The sequence below is a fragment of the Acidocella sp. genome (assembly GCF_050253495.1).
Taxonomy (GTDB): domain Bacteria; phylum Pseudomonadota; class Alphaproteobacteria; order Acetobacterales; family Acetobacteraceae; genus Acidocella.
On sequence record NZ_JBFWIX010000008.1, the window covers coordinates 104,468 to 118,913 of the forward strand.

The 14,446-nt window shown below is 58.6% G+C and carries 16 protein-coding genes; 9 read left to right on the plus strand and 7 right to left on the minus strand.

Translation table 11 applies throughout. The annotated features are described in order from the left end of the window. Positions 1 to 46: 46 nt before the first annotated feature. Entirely contained in the window at positions 47 to 1,327 is a 1,281-nt protein-coding gene (gene purD / locus AB7D48_RS08485) for a phosphoribosylamine--glycine ligase (RefSeq protein WP_427977686.1), read from the plus strand. Between the two features lie 71 nt (positions 1,328 to 1,398). On the opposite strand, the gene AB7D48_RS08490 is transcribed toward purD, so the two are convergent. Next, the gene (locus AB7D48_RS08490) at positions 1,399 to 2,541 is read right to left on the minus strand and encodes an MFS transporter (protein ID WP_427977688.1); all 1,143 of its coding nucleotides are present in this window, start codon (positions 2,539 to 2,541) and stop codon (positions 1,399 to 1,401) included. 2 nt (positions 2,542 to 2,543) lie between these two features. Then, positions 2,544 to 4,283: an ABC transporter ATP-binding protein gene (locus AB7D48_RS08495; protein WP_427977690.1), complete on the minus strand. Its 1,740-nt coding sequence runs from the start codon at positions 4,281 to 4,283 to the stop codon at positions 2,544 to 2,546. Between the two features lie 65 nt (positions 4,284 to 4,348). Between AB7D48_RS08495 and AB7D48_RS08500 the strand changes: the two genes are divergently transcribed. Further along, positions 4,349 to 5,011, plus strand: coding sequence for a tyrosine-protein phosphatase (locus tag AB7D48_RS08500; protein ID WP_427977771.1), 663 nt, complete (start codon positions 4,349 to 4,351; stop codon positions 5,009 to 5,011). A 9-nt stretch (positions 5,012 to 5,020) separates the two neighbouring features. Here AB7D48_RS08500 and AB7D48_RS08505 read toward each other — a convergent pair whose 3' ends face one another. Genes AB7D48_RS08505 through rfaD form a run of 5 tightly spaced genes read right to left on the minus strand, consistent with a single transcriptional unit; the run spans position 5,021 to position 9,338 of the window. After that, a complete protein-coding gene (locus tag AB7D48_RS08505; protein ID WP_427977692.1) occupies positions 5,021 to 5,905 on the minus strand; it encodes a hypothetical protein in 885 nt (294 codons plus the stop codon). After that, the gene (gene pgeF / locus AB7D48_RS08510; protein WP_427977695.1) at positions 5,902 to 6,639 is read right to left on the minus strand and encodes a peptidoglycan editing factor PgeF; all 738 of its coding nucleotides are present in this window, start codon (positions 6,637 to 6,639) and stop codon (positions 5,902 to 5,904) included. The genes AB7D48_RS08505 and pgeF overlap by 4 nt, the downstream gene beginning before the upstream one ends. After that, positions 6,636 to 7,580 carry a class I SAM-dependent methyltransferase gene (locus AB7D48_RS08515; protein WP_427977698.1) on the minus strand — a complete coding sequence of 315 codons (945 nt, stop codon included), beginning with the start codon at positions 7,578 to 7,580 and terminating at the stop codon, positions 6,636 to 6,638. Before AB7D48_RS08515 ends, pgeF begins: the two co-directional genes overlap by 4 nt. Next, complete coding sequence (lgt, locus tag AB7D48_RS08520; RefSeq protein ID WP_427977701.1) at positions 7,555 to 8,358, minus strand: prolipoprotein diacylglyceryl transferase; 804 nt, start codon at positions 8,356 to 8,358, stop codon at positions 7,555 to 7,557. Before lgt ends, AB7D48_RS08515 begins: the two co-directional genes overlap by 26 nt. Further along, entirely contained in the window at positions 8,355 to 9,338 is a 984-nt protein-coding gene (rfaD, locus tag AB7D48_RS08525) for an ADP-glyceromanno-heptose 6-epimerase (RefSeq protein WP_427977703.1), read from the minus strand. The genes lgt and rfaD overlap by 4 nt, the downstream gene beginning before the upstream one ends. Positions 9,339 to 9,384: 46 nt before the next feature. Between rfaD and AB7D48_RS08530 the strand changes: the two genes are divergently transcribed. From AB7D48_RS08530 to AB7D48_RS08560, 7 genes are all read left to right on the plus strand, one after another. Then, positions 9,385 to 9,645 carry an accessory factor UbiK family protein gene (locus tag AB7D48_RS08530; protein ID WP_427977705.1) on the plus strand — a complete coding sequence of 87 codons (261 nt, stop codon included), beginning with the start codon at positions 9,385 to 9,387 and terminating at the stop codon, positions 9,643 to 9,645. 174 nt (positions 9,646 to 9,819) lie between these two features. Then, positions 9,820 to 10,086 carry a hypothetical protein gene (locus AB7D48_RS08535; protein WP_427977708.1) on the plus strand — a complete coding sequence of 89 codons (267 nt, stop codon included), beginning with the start codon at positions 9,820 to 9,822 and terminating at the stop codon, positions 10,084 to 10,086. A 10-nt stretch (positions 10,087 to 10,096) separates the two neighbouring features. After that, entirely contained in the window at positions 10,097 to 10,750 is a 654-nt protein-coding gene (locus tag AB7D48_RS08540) for a class I SAM-dependent methyltransferase (protein ID WP_427977773.1), read from the plus strand. Positions 10,751 to 10,848: 98 nt separating this feature from the next. Then, on the plus strand, positions 10,849 to 11,286 hold the full coding sequence (gene sdhC / locus AB7D48_RS08545; RefSeq protein WP_427977710.1) for a succinate dehydrogenase, cytochrome b556 subunit: 438 nt from the start codon (positions 10,849 to 10,851) through the stop codon (positions 11,284 to 11,286). A 5-nt stretch (positions 11,287 to 11,291) separates the two neighbouring features. Then, a complete protein-coding gene (gene sdhD, locus AB7D48_RS08550; protein ID WP_427977712.1) occupies positions 11,292 to 11,699 on the plus strand; it encodes a succinate dehydrogenase, hydrophobic membrane anchor protein in 408 nt (135 codons plus the stop codon). Positions 11,700 to 11,711: 12 nt separating this feature from the next. Continuing rightward, positions 11,712 to 13,523 (plus strand): succinate dehydrogenase flavoprotein subunit, encoded by a 1,812-nt coding sequence (gene sdhA, locus AB7D48_RS08555; RefSeq protein WP_427977714.1) that lies wholly within the window; start codon positions 11,712 to 11,714, stop codon positions 13,521 to 13,523. 15 nt (positions 13,524 to 13,538) lie between these two features. Continuing rightward, complete coding sequence (locus tag AB7D48_RS08560; protein WP_427977716.1) at positions 13,539 to 14,321, plus strand: succinate dehydrogenase iron-sulfur subunit; 783 nt, start codon at positions 13,539 to 13,541, stop codon at positions 14,319 to 14,321. Positions 14,322 to 14,446 lie beyond the last annotated feature (125 nt).

The window sequence follows — 14,446 nt, forward strand, 5'->3', positions numbered from 1 at the left end:
GGGAAGATTATGATACAGCGCGCTCCGGTCATAGAGGGGGTACGATATGAGGGTTTTGATTGTCGGTTCGGGTGGACGGGAACATGCGTTGGCCTGGGCGATCGCCAAGAGCCCCCTGTTGACCAAGCTTTACGTCGCACCGGGAAATCCCGGTACGGCGGCGATCGCCGAAAATGTGCCTTTGCGGACGGTGGATATAGCCGGTATCGTGGCGTTTGCGAAAGATCAGAAGATTGACCTTGTCGTGCCAGGACCGGAAGCGCCGTTGGTGGGCGGGATCGCCGATGCATTGTTGGAGGCGGGAATCGCCTGCTTCGGGCCATCCCAGGCGGCGGCGGCTCTTGAGGGAAGCAAGATTTTCACGAAGCAGGTTGCTGATGCGGCGGGTATTCCAACCGCGCGATGGGAAAAATTTTCCGATGCTGAAACCGCCCATGCCTATGTTGAAGCGGCGGGCGCTCCGATCGTGGTCAAGGCGGACGGGTTGGCGGCTGGCAAGGGGGTTGTCGTCGCGATGACGCTGGATGAGGCACATGAAGCCATCACCGCGATCATGGAGGATAAGGTTCATGGCGCGGCGGGGGCGGAAGTGGTGATCGAACAATGCTTGGTGGGAGAAGAGATTTCCGTCTTTGCCTTGTGCGATGGCGAAGAGGCGTTGTTCTTTGGTGCCGCCGCCGATCATAAGCGTGTCGGAGAGGGGGATACTGGTCCGAACACGGGAGGCATGGGAGCCATTTTTAATCCGCCTTGGGCCACGGAGGATGTAATCCGCCGCGGCATGGAGGAGATCGTGAGGCCGGCTCTCAAGGAAATGAAGAACCGCGGGACGCCGTTCAGGGGGTTTTTGTTCGCGGGTTTGATGGTGGAGGCGGATGGGCCGAAGCTGATTGAGTTCAATGTCCGTTTCGGGGATCCGGAATGTGAGACGATTCTGCCAATGCTCGAATCCGACCTGCTGGCGGTGTTGCGCGCGGCGGTGGCCGGTGAATTGGCGGATGTGCGGGTCGCGTGGCGGACAGGAGGCTCCGCGACCGTGGTGATGTGCGCGAAGGGCTACCCGGGAGCCTATGCCACGGGTAGTGAGATTTATGGCCTGGAGGAGGCTGGTTGTTTGCCTGATGTAACGATTTTCCATGCTGGAACCATGGCCGAGCAGGAGGGGGTTTTAGCCAATGGTGGCAGGGTTCTGGCCGTGAATGCCATCGGCACGGATCTATCGGTGGCGTTGGCCCGCGCCTATGAAGCCATCGACCGATTGGATTGGGAGGATGGGTTTTGCCGCAGGGACATCGGGCGGCGGGCATTGAGAGCGCTCCACGCCTAGCTTGGGGCGTTGGCGCGGTAATGACCGGACACGCAACCGTGTGGGCCGGCCTTGGCGCGGGCGGACAGCGGTCAGGAAGCGGGGTTGGATGTTGCCGCCTGCCGGATGGACAAAATGCCGCAACAGCCGGTCAGGGCCAAGGTGGTTAAGCCAACCGGGAAGCCCGCGGGCCCCATATTGGCCATGCAAAATCCTAAGATAGGTGGCCCGGCAATACCGCCAAGGGTGTAGACGACCATTGCGAGCGACATGGCGCTGGCCAATTCCAGGCCTGAATAGCATGAGGCGAGAAACACGATTCCAAGGGTGAATAGTCCGCCTTGGGCTATGCCCCATGCGGTCAGCCAGGGCCAGATCCCCGCCTGAAGGTTGAGGGCCAAGCCAAGAGGCAGCGCGACCATGGCGCAGGCGGTGAGATTACGCAGCTTCGGTCGGTCCAGATGGTCCGCGAGGGTACCGATCAGCACAGCCCCCAAAGCCGCGCCCGCTTGTACGGCGACCACCAGAAGGGCCGCGAGATGGACGGAAAGGCCGCGAGAAAGGCCGAAAAGCGGCAAAAGCGACAGGTTGCTGGCTTCCGTGAGGCCGACAAGAAAAATACCGATGAAAGCCGCGGGCTCACGCAGCACAATATCGCGCTGGCGCATGGGTTTCATGCCGGGCTGGGTGGTGTGTGGTGCTTCCCGCCCGGTAAAGAGCATCAGGATGGCCGCTGCCGCCGTGACGATGGCGCCCGCGATGAAGGGAGCCTGTCCAGTGCTGCCGGAGATTGCCAGCACACCAGGCCCCACCGCCATCGAGCCGCTCAGGATCAATTCATAAAGGCCTGTAAGGCGGCCGCGCAGATGGGCGGGAAAGCTGCCATTCATCCAGGTGTCCAGCCCGGCCCAGCGCAGCGCCAAGGCGGCTCCCATAATCAGGCAGAGCAGACTCCAGAGCAGAATGTTATGGGTGATGGCGAAACCAAGGAAAACCAGCGCGGCGGCCACCATGCCCGTGAGTACCATGCGTTGCAGTCCAAGTCTGCGGATAATGGCGGGAATGAAGACCGACATGGCCAGCAATCCGGCCCATGGCAGACCTGAGATGATGCCGACCCAAAGATCTCCCACGCCCTGGTTGCGTAGCGCGACGGACAGAAGGGGCAGGAACATCCAAAATGCCCCGGCTCCAAAAAAAGCGGCGCTGACGGCGATGACGAGCCTGTACGACATGGTCAGGCCGCCAGGGCCTGCGCCCTGACCAGCTTGGCGAAGGCGCCGTTTTGAGCCAGCAAGGCCTCGTGTGATCCGGTTTCCACGGCTCGCCCATCCGACATGACGACGATTTGATCCGCATCGCGGACAGTGGAAAGCCGGTGTGCTACAACAATAGTTGTACGCCCCTCCCGGAGCCGGGCCAGCGCCGCTTGCACCAGGGCCTCGCTCTCAGTATCGAGGGCGCTTGTTGCTTCATCCAGCAACAGGATGCGTGGATTGCGCAGGATGGCCCTGGCGATGGCCACGCGCTGGCGCTGGCCACCGGAGAGGCGTTGGCCGTTCACACCGACACGGGTGGCGAAGCCCTCGGGCATGTCGGCGATGAAACCGCAGGCGGCGGCATCAGCCGCGGCGGTGATCTCTTCGTCTGTCGCGTCGGGGCGGCCAAGGCGGATATTCGCGCTGATCGTGTCGTCGAACAGCAAGGCTTCCTGCCCCACATAGGCAATGGAGCCGCGCAAGGAGTTCAGGGTGACATGCTCTATATCCGAGCCATCTATGAAAATATGACCTTCATTGGGGTCGTAAAGCCGGGGAATGAGAGCCAAGGCGGTCGATTTGCCGGCGCCGGAAGTGCCGACAAGGGCGAGCATTTTTCCTGGAGCGGCTCTGAAACTGAGGTTTTTCAGGCCGGGGCGGCCGTCTGGATAGGCGAAGGCGACATGATCGAAGACGACTTCTCCTGGTCCTTGGGGCAACATCACGGCATCCGCGCTGTCGGCGATCGCGGGAGGTTCGTCGATCACTTGGAAGACACGCACCAGACCGGCGAGCCCTTCTTGAATCGCGGCATTCATGGTGCCGAGCGCGCGTAGGGGGCGGGCGGCGATGAGCAGGGCCGAGACGAACCCCATGAAATTGCCGACACCAGCGCCGCCTGTCGCATTTCGCCAGCCTTCCAGGCCGATGACGCCCGCGACCGCTACACCGGCGAGCACTTCCAGCATCGGGTCAAGACGTGAACGGACGCGCGTCATGCGGATCAATGCGGTATAGAGGTCGGCGAAGGTTTTTTCCGCGCGTGAATGTTCATGTGTTTCGAGGCCATAGGCCCGGACAGTGCGAGCTTGGGAGAAGCTTTCATTCAGCACGGCAGCGGCTTGCCCCATGCGCTCCTGCATGCCGCCGGATGCGCGGCGCATGCGTTTGCCGATTTTCTGCACGGGTATGACGGCGATCGGGTAAATCAAGGCCGCGATCAGGCTGAGCTTCCAATCGATAGTGATCATGGTGACCACCAGACCGATGACCGTCGCGGCATCGGCCACGGCATTGACGGCGCGGGTCATGGCTTCGCGGATGACAGTGGCGTCGGTCGTGAAGCGGGCGGCGAGTTGGGCGGGGGCCTCGCGCTCCACACGCGACAGGGACGCCGCGGTCAGATGCCGGAACATGGCCAGTTGCAGACGGCGGATGACCAGAAGCACCATGTCTTGTGTCAAAACGGCCTGGAAATACATGGACAGGCCCTTAATGGCCGTCACGGCCAGCACCATCAGCGGCACTTGATAGAGGATACGCGGGTCCTTGCGGGCAAACATGGTGAAAGCCCAGTCGATCAGGACGGGGTAGAGCGCTGTTGCGCCGGACATCACCAGCGTCGTGACGACGATTAAGACAATCCGCCAGCGGTAATTGCGGACATGCTCGCGCCATAGACGGCTGATAAGGGCAGGCGTGGATGCGGTTGTGGTCATGGTCGCGTGGTTAAGCACAGTTTGGGGCAGAGCAAAAATGCGCTACAGCGCCAGCCATGGATACGATCTATAAGGGGGACATCACGACCAGGAAGGGGCGGCGCAATGCCTGGCTGGACGCATTGTTTGTGGATCATGCCGTGTTACGTCTGCTTTGGACCAATTTTGCCGTGGTGGTACCTGGCAAGCTCTATCGATCCAACCATCCCACCCCGGGTAATTTACGCCGTTTCGCCCGCAAGGTAGGGCTGAAAAGCCTTATCAATTTACGAGGACAAGCCAAGAACGGCTCCGATGCGCTCTCACGCGAGGAAGCACGGCGTCTTGGGCTGGATTTTTACGATATGGCCTTCGAATCCAGAGGGGCGCCGCATAAGGAGCGAATCCTTCGTTTGGCGGGCATATTTCAGCAGATGCAGGGTCCAGCCTTGATTCACTGTAAATCGGGCGCGGACAGGGCGGGGTTGGTGGCTGGGCTTTATATCCTGATCAATGGCGGAACGGCGGCCGAGGCCATGCGGCAGCTCTCCTGGCGGTTTGGCCATATAAAACATTCAAAAACAGGAATTTTGGATGATTTCGTGCGGTTGTATCAGCAAACCGCGGAAGGTAGGAAACAGTTCTTGGACTGGGTGCGCGAGGAGTATGACGAGGAAGGGCTGCGTGCGGCTTTTCGCGCGGGACGCGTGGCGGAATTCATCAATGGCCGGTTGTTGAGGCGCGAATAGACGGGCAATTCATTTACCCGCCGGTTCGGGTTTGGACGTCTTCTTGAGAATCTCGTTTTGGATGACACTCAAGATGCCTCCGGCAGCCTCCTTGGTGGCCGCGGCGGCGACATCGCCCCAATAGGGTGAAACGTCGCTTTGGGAGAGTTCGTGTATCTGGGTAACCTTGCCCGCAACGCGGTTGTTTGTGTCCCGCACGGTCCAATCCAGTTCCACGAGTAGTTTCCCTTGCCCCTGAGGGGTTGCCTTTACCTTGCCTGTGACCGTGAAATCAGCCTGTTGCTTGTCCTTGACTTGCTCCAGATTGGGGCCTTGCAGGGCGCGCGACAAATCCGTTGGCAAGGATGTGTCGCCATCGCCTGGCGCACCGGTGATTGTACCGATGAAAATGCGGGGTGTCCGGTTTTCCAGTGAGTGGGGGTTGCTGTGCTGAATATTGGCGTTGATTCGTGTCATCAGCTTCGACAAGCTGGGGGCGTCGGCTGAGGCGGTTTGCGCGAGGGCCGTCTTGTCGCCATCGGCCCATTCTTTCGCGCCGACTGGTTTGCCGGTTTCTTTCCCGTAGGATTTTCCATCGGGCCCGATGACATCGTAGGATGGAATGACCTTGTTTCCGCTGAGCGTGGCGGTAATTTGCAAATGCCAGTTATCTTTTTGTACTGGTCCCGCCACGCTGGGTACATCATAGGCCGCGAGTTGACCGGCGAGATCGCGCGCGTAAATTGGCGCGGCGTCGTTGCCTAGGAGGGCGGTGCTTGGTGTGGGCACCATCAGAACAGGAGCCGGGGGAACCGCCAACTTGGCGGCGGCCGGGCCAGGGTTGCCATAAAAAGGCTGGGGTAGGGTGCCGCACCCCGTAAGAAGAACAGCTAAAAGAAAAGAGGCGCGTTTCATGAGCATATGACGGAGATTTGGTGGCCGGTCGCGGGGGCTTGCCGCAAGGTCTTGCGGCGATAGGAGAAAAACAGGGTTTCCTCGGCATATGTATCATGTGGGAGGATCGAGGCTGCAATGCCAAGGCGCGCCAAGCGGCTCATGCAATAGCCGGGAAGGTCGAAATGGAAATGCCCTGGATCGCCAGGAGTGAAGAACTCAATGCTCCGGTCCGATTCGGACAGAATTTGATCATGCAGATCATGGCCGACTTCATAGCTTTTTTGATGAATGCAGGGCCCGATGGTGGCTTGGATGGCCTCCGCGCCGAGGGCGCGCAATGCGCGGATGGTTTCTTCAAGCACCCCTGCGAGCGCGCCGCGCCACCCCGCGTGCGCCGCGCCAATGGCGCCATTGTCGCCCGCAAACAGAACAGGCGCGCAGTCGGCGGTGATGATGCCAAGGGCTAACCCTGGGAGGGTGGTGACGAAAGCGTCTGCTTCGGGACCGGCCCCTTCGTCCCAGGGGGCTGTGACGGTGATGACTTTTGGGCCATGAACCTGTTTGAGACCCAGCAAGGCTTCAGGCCGTGCGCCGAGGGCCGATGCGGCACGGGCACGGTTTTGTCGCACATTATGCCTGTCGTCGGATGAAAAACTGCAATTCAGGCTGGCGTAGTACCCAGCCGAAACGCCGCCATGACGGGTAAAGAAACCATGGCGGGCCGGCAGGGAAGAAGAAATGAACTCAGTCATGCAAATCCTGGCAGAGGCGGCAGATGGGCTGGGCAGACAGCCAGCGCCTTGAACAGGCTGCCCATCGCTTCCGGTGCCGTCAAGCGTTGCACGGAAAGCCGCAGGTCCAAGGCCTTGCCGGGATGCCGGCGGGCGAGAACATCGCTACGTTGATACAGGCCAAGCGATGTTAGAAAAAAATTCTGTTTCACCGGCCCCTGGGTATGGACCGCCCGCTTGATGGCGCTGAAATCGACATGAGCGGTAATATCGGCCGTTCCGGGTGTTGCAAGGGGAGAGGCATAAGCGCCGTCGCGGATGGCCTGTATGCTGTCTCCGGGGGCGCTATCGGCGGGGCCGTAATCGATGAATAATCCTATGGCATCGCGTGCGGCCAGGGTCGTGCAAAATTCGATGGCGGCTTCGTTGACCTCCCGTACGGTGCCGGGCGGATCGTCCGGCAGTGCCGCGCCTGTATGAGTGGCGGGTAACTCAATGAAACTGCCATTCGCGACATGGCGTTCCATCCATCCCGCGTCCCGGCGGATGAATTGGCGCACGGGCAAGGCGTCCAGGAACTCGTTGGCGATCAGGATCAGCGGTCCGGGGGGCAGGGAGGCGAGAGAAGCATGCCAATTGGCGTGGGGAACGCGGCTGGCCTGTTCGGCTCTCAGGGTGGGAGAGGTTTCGATGAAATGCACATTGGGCGTTGGCCATACACGCAAGGCATCGGCCATCAGCACGCCCCGGCCTGGACCGGCCTCGGCGAGAATGATGTCTTGCGGCGCGCCGAGCATTTGCCAAACCACCTTGGCCCATGCCCCGAGCAGTTCGCCGAAAACCTGGGTGATTTCGGGAGCGGTCGTGAAATCCCGCCCGAACCGGCCCCGCGCATAATAAGCGGCGTTGGCACGGGCCATGAAATGGTCGAAACGCTCAGGCTGCACGCTTGGAACGCGCATAGATAATGAAACAAAGGCCCGCGATAACCATGGGGATGGAGAGGATCTGCCCCATGGTGGTGCCAAAGGGCAGGAAGCCCAGAAAGGCATCCGGTTCACGGAAACACTCGCCTGTAATCCGGGCCACGCCATAGCCCAACAGAAATATGCCCGTCAGCATTCCGGACCGTTGGCGAATATTGGGAGAGCGGGCGCAGATGATCATGACGCAGAATAATAAAATGCCTTCAAGGGAGGCTTCGATCAATTCCGAAGGGTATCGAGGGAGTTGGTAGGGATCGCCAGGATAGATCATGGCCAGGGGAAAGCCGGCGGGCGCGGGACGCCCCCATAGTTCGCCATTGATGAAATTCGCGCAGCGGCCAAGAAAAAGGCCTATGGGAACGGCCACGGCGATACGGTCGGCAAACCTCAGGGGGTGCAGCTTATGTTTCCAGCAGAAGGCCAGAATGGCGACGGTAACCCCCAGAAAGCCGCCATGGAAGCTCATGCCACCGTCCCAGACTCGTGGAATGGCCAGGGGGTGGGTAAAAAAATAACCAGGTTGATAGAACAGGACATAGCCCGTGCGGCCGCCAAGTATAACGCCGAGCACCGCCCAGGTAAGGAAATCATCCACTTGTTGGCCATTGGCGGCCACGGGAGGGCGGGTGACCATGTAGCGCACGAGGCGCCAGCCCGCGAGAAGCCCGCAAATATAGGCCAAGGCATAATAATGGATGAAGAGCGGTCCAATATAAAAGCCACGCGGGAAGACAGGAAGAATAATCGGGCTCATCGGTAAGGGTCCGTTTGGCGAAGATAGGTTTGCACGTAGGCGTTCACTCCCTCTTCAAGGGAGATGAACTGATGATTGAAACCCAGTGCCCGCAGACGCGCCATGGGGGCTTCTGTAAAGGATTGATACTGGCCGCGCAGGGTTGCGGGCATGTCAATGAATTCAATCCGCTCCGATGTGCCGTTGGCATGGCAGACAGCTCTGGCGAGGTCGGCATAAGAGCGGGCTGTTCCCGTGCCAAGGTTGAAGATTCCAGTAATATCAGGTGTGTTCATCATGAATTTCAACCCAGCGATCACATCGTCGATATAGATGAAATCCCGTTTCTGCTCACCATCGGCTAGGCCGGGCCTGTCTGACTTGAACAGTCTGGCGGGGCCGCCAGCCACGATCTCGTCATGCTTGACTTTCACGACCGAGATCATCTTGCCTTTATGGTATTCATTCGGTCCGAATACATTGAAGAATTTAACGCCAGCCCAGTTCGGAGGCGTGGGGGCATGGGTTGCGATTTGCTGTGCCACCCATAAATCGAAAGCGTGCTTACTCCAGCCGTAAAGGTTGAGGGGACGCAGTTTTTTCAGGGCGGGCAAGGACATATCGTCGTCAAACCCAGAAGAGCCGTCACCGTAGGTTGAGGCGGAGGAGGCATATATGAATCTGACTTGGCGTTGCGCGCACCAGAGCCAGAGCTTCTGGCTGAGCGTGACATTGGTTCGCCAGACCAGATCGGCATCGGTTGCGGTGGTCTCTGAAATGGCGCCAAGATGCACAACCGTGGTCAGCCGTGTGTCATGCAGCAGGAACTCCTCAAGCTGTTCCGGAGGGATGACCTGAGACGGAGGGTGACGGAGAAGATTGCGCCATTTTGAGCCTTCATGGCCGAGCCAATCGGCGATGATGACATCCTGTCCCTCCTCGGAGAGGACTGCTTGAAGATTGGATCCGATAAATCCGGACCCGCCCGTGACCAATATCATGGGGGGGGTTATATGGAGAAGCAGCATAACAGAGAAGGTCTGCCGGATGACTGAACGACCGAAATTTTTTGATGACCTGGCCGGTGTTGCCGGCGGAGCTGTTTCCGCGTTTGCGGGACTGAAGGAGGAGCTGGCGGCTCTGGTGAAGGCCAGGGTGGAAGAGGTGGTGCGCAAGCTGGATTTGGTGCCGCGTGAGGAGTTCGAGGCGATGGCGGAATTGGCGCGGCGCGCCAGGGAACAGGCTTGCGAGCTGGAGCAACGCGTCGCGGCCTTGGAAAAAACGGGCGCGCCGTCAAAAGAGGATTGATGGCAGGGCCGGCGGGAGTTGATGCGGGGCTGGTGAACCAATCATATATAGTAGTTTACCATGGCTTCGTTGGCTAAATGCCGGGAGTTCAAGCTTTTTTGATTGATGGGTTGCGTAACTTGCTTGACGTACAGTTAATCAGAATACAACTTTGGCTTTTAGCCGGAGCTTAGCATGAAATATATTCCCTCGCCTGTTGCTTTTCCCTGTCTGACGTTTTTTGCGACGGGCAGGCACGGGCTGGGGGCTTTGGCTATATGCATGCAGGCCTCCTTGTTCCTTTGGCCTACCGCCACCCGCATGGCGAAAGAAACACGGGCAAGGGATCATATTGAGCGGCTGTTGGCTGAACTTTCGGATACCTATCACGCGGGAAAAACCGGTGAGACTAATCAGGTGTATCCGTCTGTAATTTCAAAAAAATTCCAACAACCCGCCTGAACAGGCGGTGATGGGGGCGGAGCCTGGAAATTTCGTCAAATCCACCACTGTCGTAAATGCTTCGTCGTTGGTGCCGGAGATTAAGCTTTACCTTGCCTCAGAGTTGACGCCTTTATGGCAGGCCACGGAAGAATTTTTGCAAATTCATGATGTTGCGCCACCTTATTGGGCGTTTGCCTGGCCTGGCTCGGAAGCTTTGGCGCGTTACATTACAGACAATCCAGAAATTGTGCGCGGAAAATCGGTTTTGGATTTTGCGGCAGGCTGTGGGCTGGCCGGCATCGCGGCGGCGAGGGCCGGGGCGGGCTGGGTTGAGGCTGCTGAAATTGATTCCCTCGCCGCTGAAGCGGTGGCGCTTAACGCGGCGTTGAATGGAGTTGATCTGTCCGTGAGGGGCGAGGATGTTGTTGGCCGCGAGGGGCGCTGGGATGTGATTGTCGCGGGCGATATATGTTATGAGCGGCAGATGTCCGCCAGTATATTGCCTTGGCTGTGGCGGCAAGCAAAATGCAGTATCGTTCTCCTGGCTGATCCCGGTCGTAAATACAGCCCCATGTGTCCCGGAGAAAAGCTGGCGGAATATTGCGTTCCGGTAAGTTTGGAGTTGGAGGATGCGTGCGAAAAGACCGTTTCGATTTATCAAATCTCGCCCTCGGGAATGTAAGCAGGGCAGGGTTTCAATCCGAATCGTTGACCGGCTCTGCCGCCGGGACTAAGCACCTGCAACATAATGGCTGAAATGACCTGACAGAAAGGTTTCCCATGAAGGATGTCCGCGAAGCCCTCATGATAGGGCGTAATTCCGAGGGCAAGCTTGTCCGCCGGCCGATCTCTCCTTTTATGCTCGGCAGTGCCTATCGGTTCCAAACCTCTTCGGCGACGTCCATTTTGCACCGCATCACTGGCTGTGCACTTGGGGTTGGCACGATTTTGATGACGCTTTGGCTGGTTTGCGCCGCATCCAGCGATGGTGCTTTCTCAGTTATCCAGGCTTTCTTTGCGTCCTGGATCGGGATGTTGGTCCTGTTTGGATTCACGGTGGCGCTCTTTTATCATTTTTGTAATGGTGTCAGACACTTGTCGTGGGATGCTGGCAAGGGCTTTGAGCTTCCAGACATGCATCGCAGCGGTAAGCTGGCATTCGCGGCGACGATCGTGCTGACCGTCGTTTTCTGGGTCATCGCTTTTCTGGTGTGGTGAGAGAGATGAGCATGCAAGATAAAACACCTTCGATCACCATGCGCCGTAGCGCTCTCAGCCGCGCGCGTGGTCTAGGTTCGGCAAAATCCGGGGCGGCTCACTGGTGGGCGGAACGCATGACCGCTGCCGCCCTGCTGCCGTTGTCTCTTTATTTCGTGGTGTCGGTCATTATTCTGCTTGGCGCGGACCGTGCTCACATGGCCGCCTATATGGCCGAGCCGTGGAACAGCGCGCTGTTTCTCGCGCTGATCGTCATCATGTTTTACCACCTTTCCATGGGGGTGCAGGTGGTGATCGAGGACTATGTGCCAAATGAAGCCAAACGCCTGCTTGCCCTGCTTGTGGTCAAGGGTGTGATTATCTTCCTGGCGCTGGCATCCGCTGTTTCCGTCCTCAAACTCGCTTTCTCCTGAACGAGGGGCCCAATGAACGCGATCTCCAAGCCCTCCAACGGGGCCTATAATATTATTGACCATACTTATGATGTGGTTGTGGTTGGCGCGGGCGGTTCCGGTCTGCGCGCTACTTTGGGCATGGTGGCTGCTGGTCTAAAGACCGCTTGCATCACTAAGGTGTTCCCCACCCGCTCTCATACAGTGGCGGCGCAAGGTGGCATTGGTGCCTCGCTCGGCAATATGGGAGAGGATAACTGGCGCTGGCACATGTATGACACCGTGAAGGGGTCTGACTGGCTCGGTGACCAGGACGCCATCGAGTATATGTGCCGTGAGGCGGTTCCGGCGATTTACGAGTTGGAGCATTTCGGTGTGCCCTTCTCCCGCACCGAGGACGGCAAGATCTATCAGCGCCCCTTCGGCGGCCATATGAAGGAATATGGCAAGGAGCCGGCACAGCGCGCCTGCGCCGCCGCCGACCGCACCGGCCATGCCATTCTGCACACTCTTTATCAGCAATGTCTGAAGCACGATGCGGAGTTCTTCGTTGAGTATTTCGCCCTTGATCTGATCATGGACGAGGACGGCGCGTGCCGTGGCGTAATGGCCTGGTGCCTGGAAGATGGCACGATCCATCGTTTCCGCGCGCAGATGGTGGTGCTGGCCACCGGCGGTTATGGTCGCGCCTATCTCTCTTGCACCTCCGCCCATACCTGCACGGGCGATGGCGGCGGCATGGTGATCCGTGCCGGTCTTCCGGTTCAGGACATGGAATTCGTGCAGTTCCATCCGACGGGTATTTTTCCCGCAGGCTGTCTCATTACCGAGGGAGCGCGCGGCGAAGGCGGTTATCTGACCAACGCCGAGGGCGAGCGCTTCATGGAGCGTTATGCGCCAACGGCGAAGGATCTGGCTTCCCGCGACGTGGTTTCCCGTTCGATGACGATCGAGATTAACGAGGGACGTGGCGTTGGAGTGCATAAGGATCACATCCTGCTGCATCTTGAGCATTTGGGTGCTGATATTCTGCATGAACGTCTGCCTGGCATTTCCGAGACCGCGCGTGTGTTCGCCGGTGTGGATGTGACCAAGGAGCCGATCCCGGTTTTGCCGACCGTGCATTATAATATGGGTGGTATTCCGACAAATTATCACGCGGAAGTGCTGCGTCCGACGGCCGAGAGCCCGGATGCCGTGGTGCCCGGCTTGATGGCTGTGGGTGAGGCGGCGTGTGTTTCCGTGCATGGCGCCAACCGTTTGGGTACTAACTCGCTGCTCGATCTGGTGGTGTTCGGCCGCGCGGCCGCGCACCGCGCCGCTGAGGTCGTGAAGCCTGGGGCTACTCAGGCACCGTTGCCCGCTGGGGCCGGCGAGGCGTCTCTCGGGCGTTTCGATGCGACGCGCCATGCGAAGGGCGCCACCAGGGTGGCCGAATTGCGCGACCAGTTGCAGCGGACGATGCAGAGTCATGCGGCGGTGTTCCGTAATTCCAAATCCCTCACCGAGGGGGTGCAGAAGATGGAGAAGATTTGGGGGGGGCTAGGGGACATTCACGTCACCGACCAGTCCCTGATCTGGAACTCAGATCTCATGGAAGCGCTGGAGTTGCAGAACCTCATGGGCAATGCCGTTGCCACGATGGTTGGTGCCGAAGCCCGCAAGGAAAGCCGCGGTGCGCAGGCGCATGACGATTATCCTGAGCGCGATGACCATGAATGGATGAAGCATACGGTTGCTCAGGTTTCCGAGACAGGTGAAGTTGCCTTGAGCTACCGCCCGGTGAAGATGCAGACCCTCACCAATGAGGTTTCCGTCTTCCCGCCGAAGAAACGCGTTTACTAAGGAAGGGGCTGGAACATGGCTGAATTTTCGCTTCCTGAGAATTCCAAGATTGGCGAAGGTAAGACCTATAAGGCCGAAGCGGGCGCCAAGCGTGTGAAGTCGTTCAAGGTCTATCGCTGGAACCCGGATGACGGGAAAAACCCGGTGATGGACACTTATGAGGTGGATCTGGATAAATGCGGACCGATGGTTCTTGACGCGATTATCAAGATCAAGAACGAGATCGACAGTTCGCTGACTTTCCGCCGCTCTTGCCGTGAAGGTATTTGCGGCTCCTGCGCGATGAATATTGATGGCACCAACACCTTGGCTTGCTTGAAGCCGATCGCTGAGGTGCAGGGCGACGTGAAAATTACCCCGTTGCCGCATATGCCCGTGGTGAAGGATCTGGTGCCGGATCTTTCCCAGCCTTACGCGCAGTTGCGCTCCATTGAACCTTGGATGCAGTCAGAGACTCAGGCGCCGCCGGACGGGGAACGTTTGCAATCCAAGGAAGAGCGGGCTGAGCTGGATGGTTTGTGGGAGTGTATTCTGTGCTTCTGCTGCTCGACTTCATGCCCCAGCTATTGGTGGAATGGTGATCGTTACCTTGGTCCGGCCGTGCTATTGCAGGCCTATCGCTGGATTGCGGATTCTCGTGACGAAGCCACGGGCAAAAGGTTGGATGCGCTAGAGGATCCGTTCAAACTGTATCGATGCCACACGATCATGAACTGTACTCAGACCTGTCCCAAGGGGCTTAACCCGGCCAAGGCGATTGGCAAGGTCAAGCAATTGATGCTTGAGCGGCAAGGTTAAGACATTCTTGTAGTAAAAAGGGCCCTGGGGCCCTTTTTTGTTTGTGGTTTGATCGGTTTAATCGATTAAAAATTCATATAAAATCAATTTCCTTGATTTTCAGAAAAGGGTTACATAACTCCTCG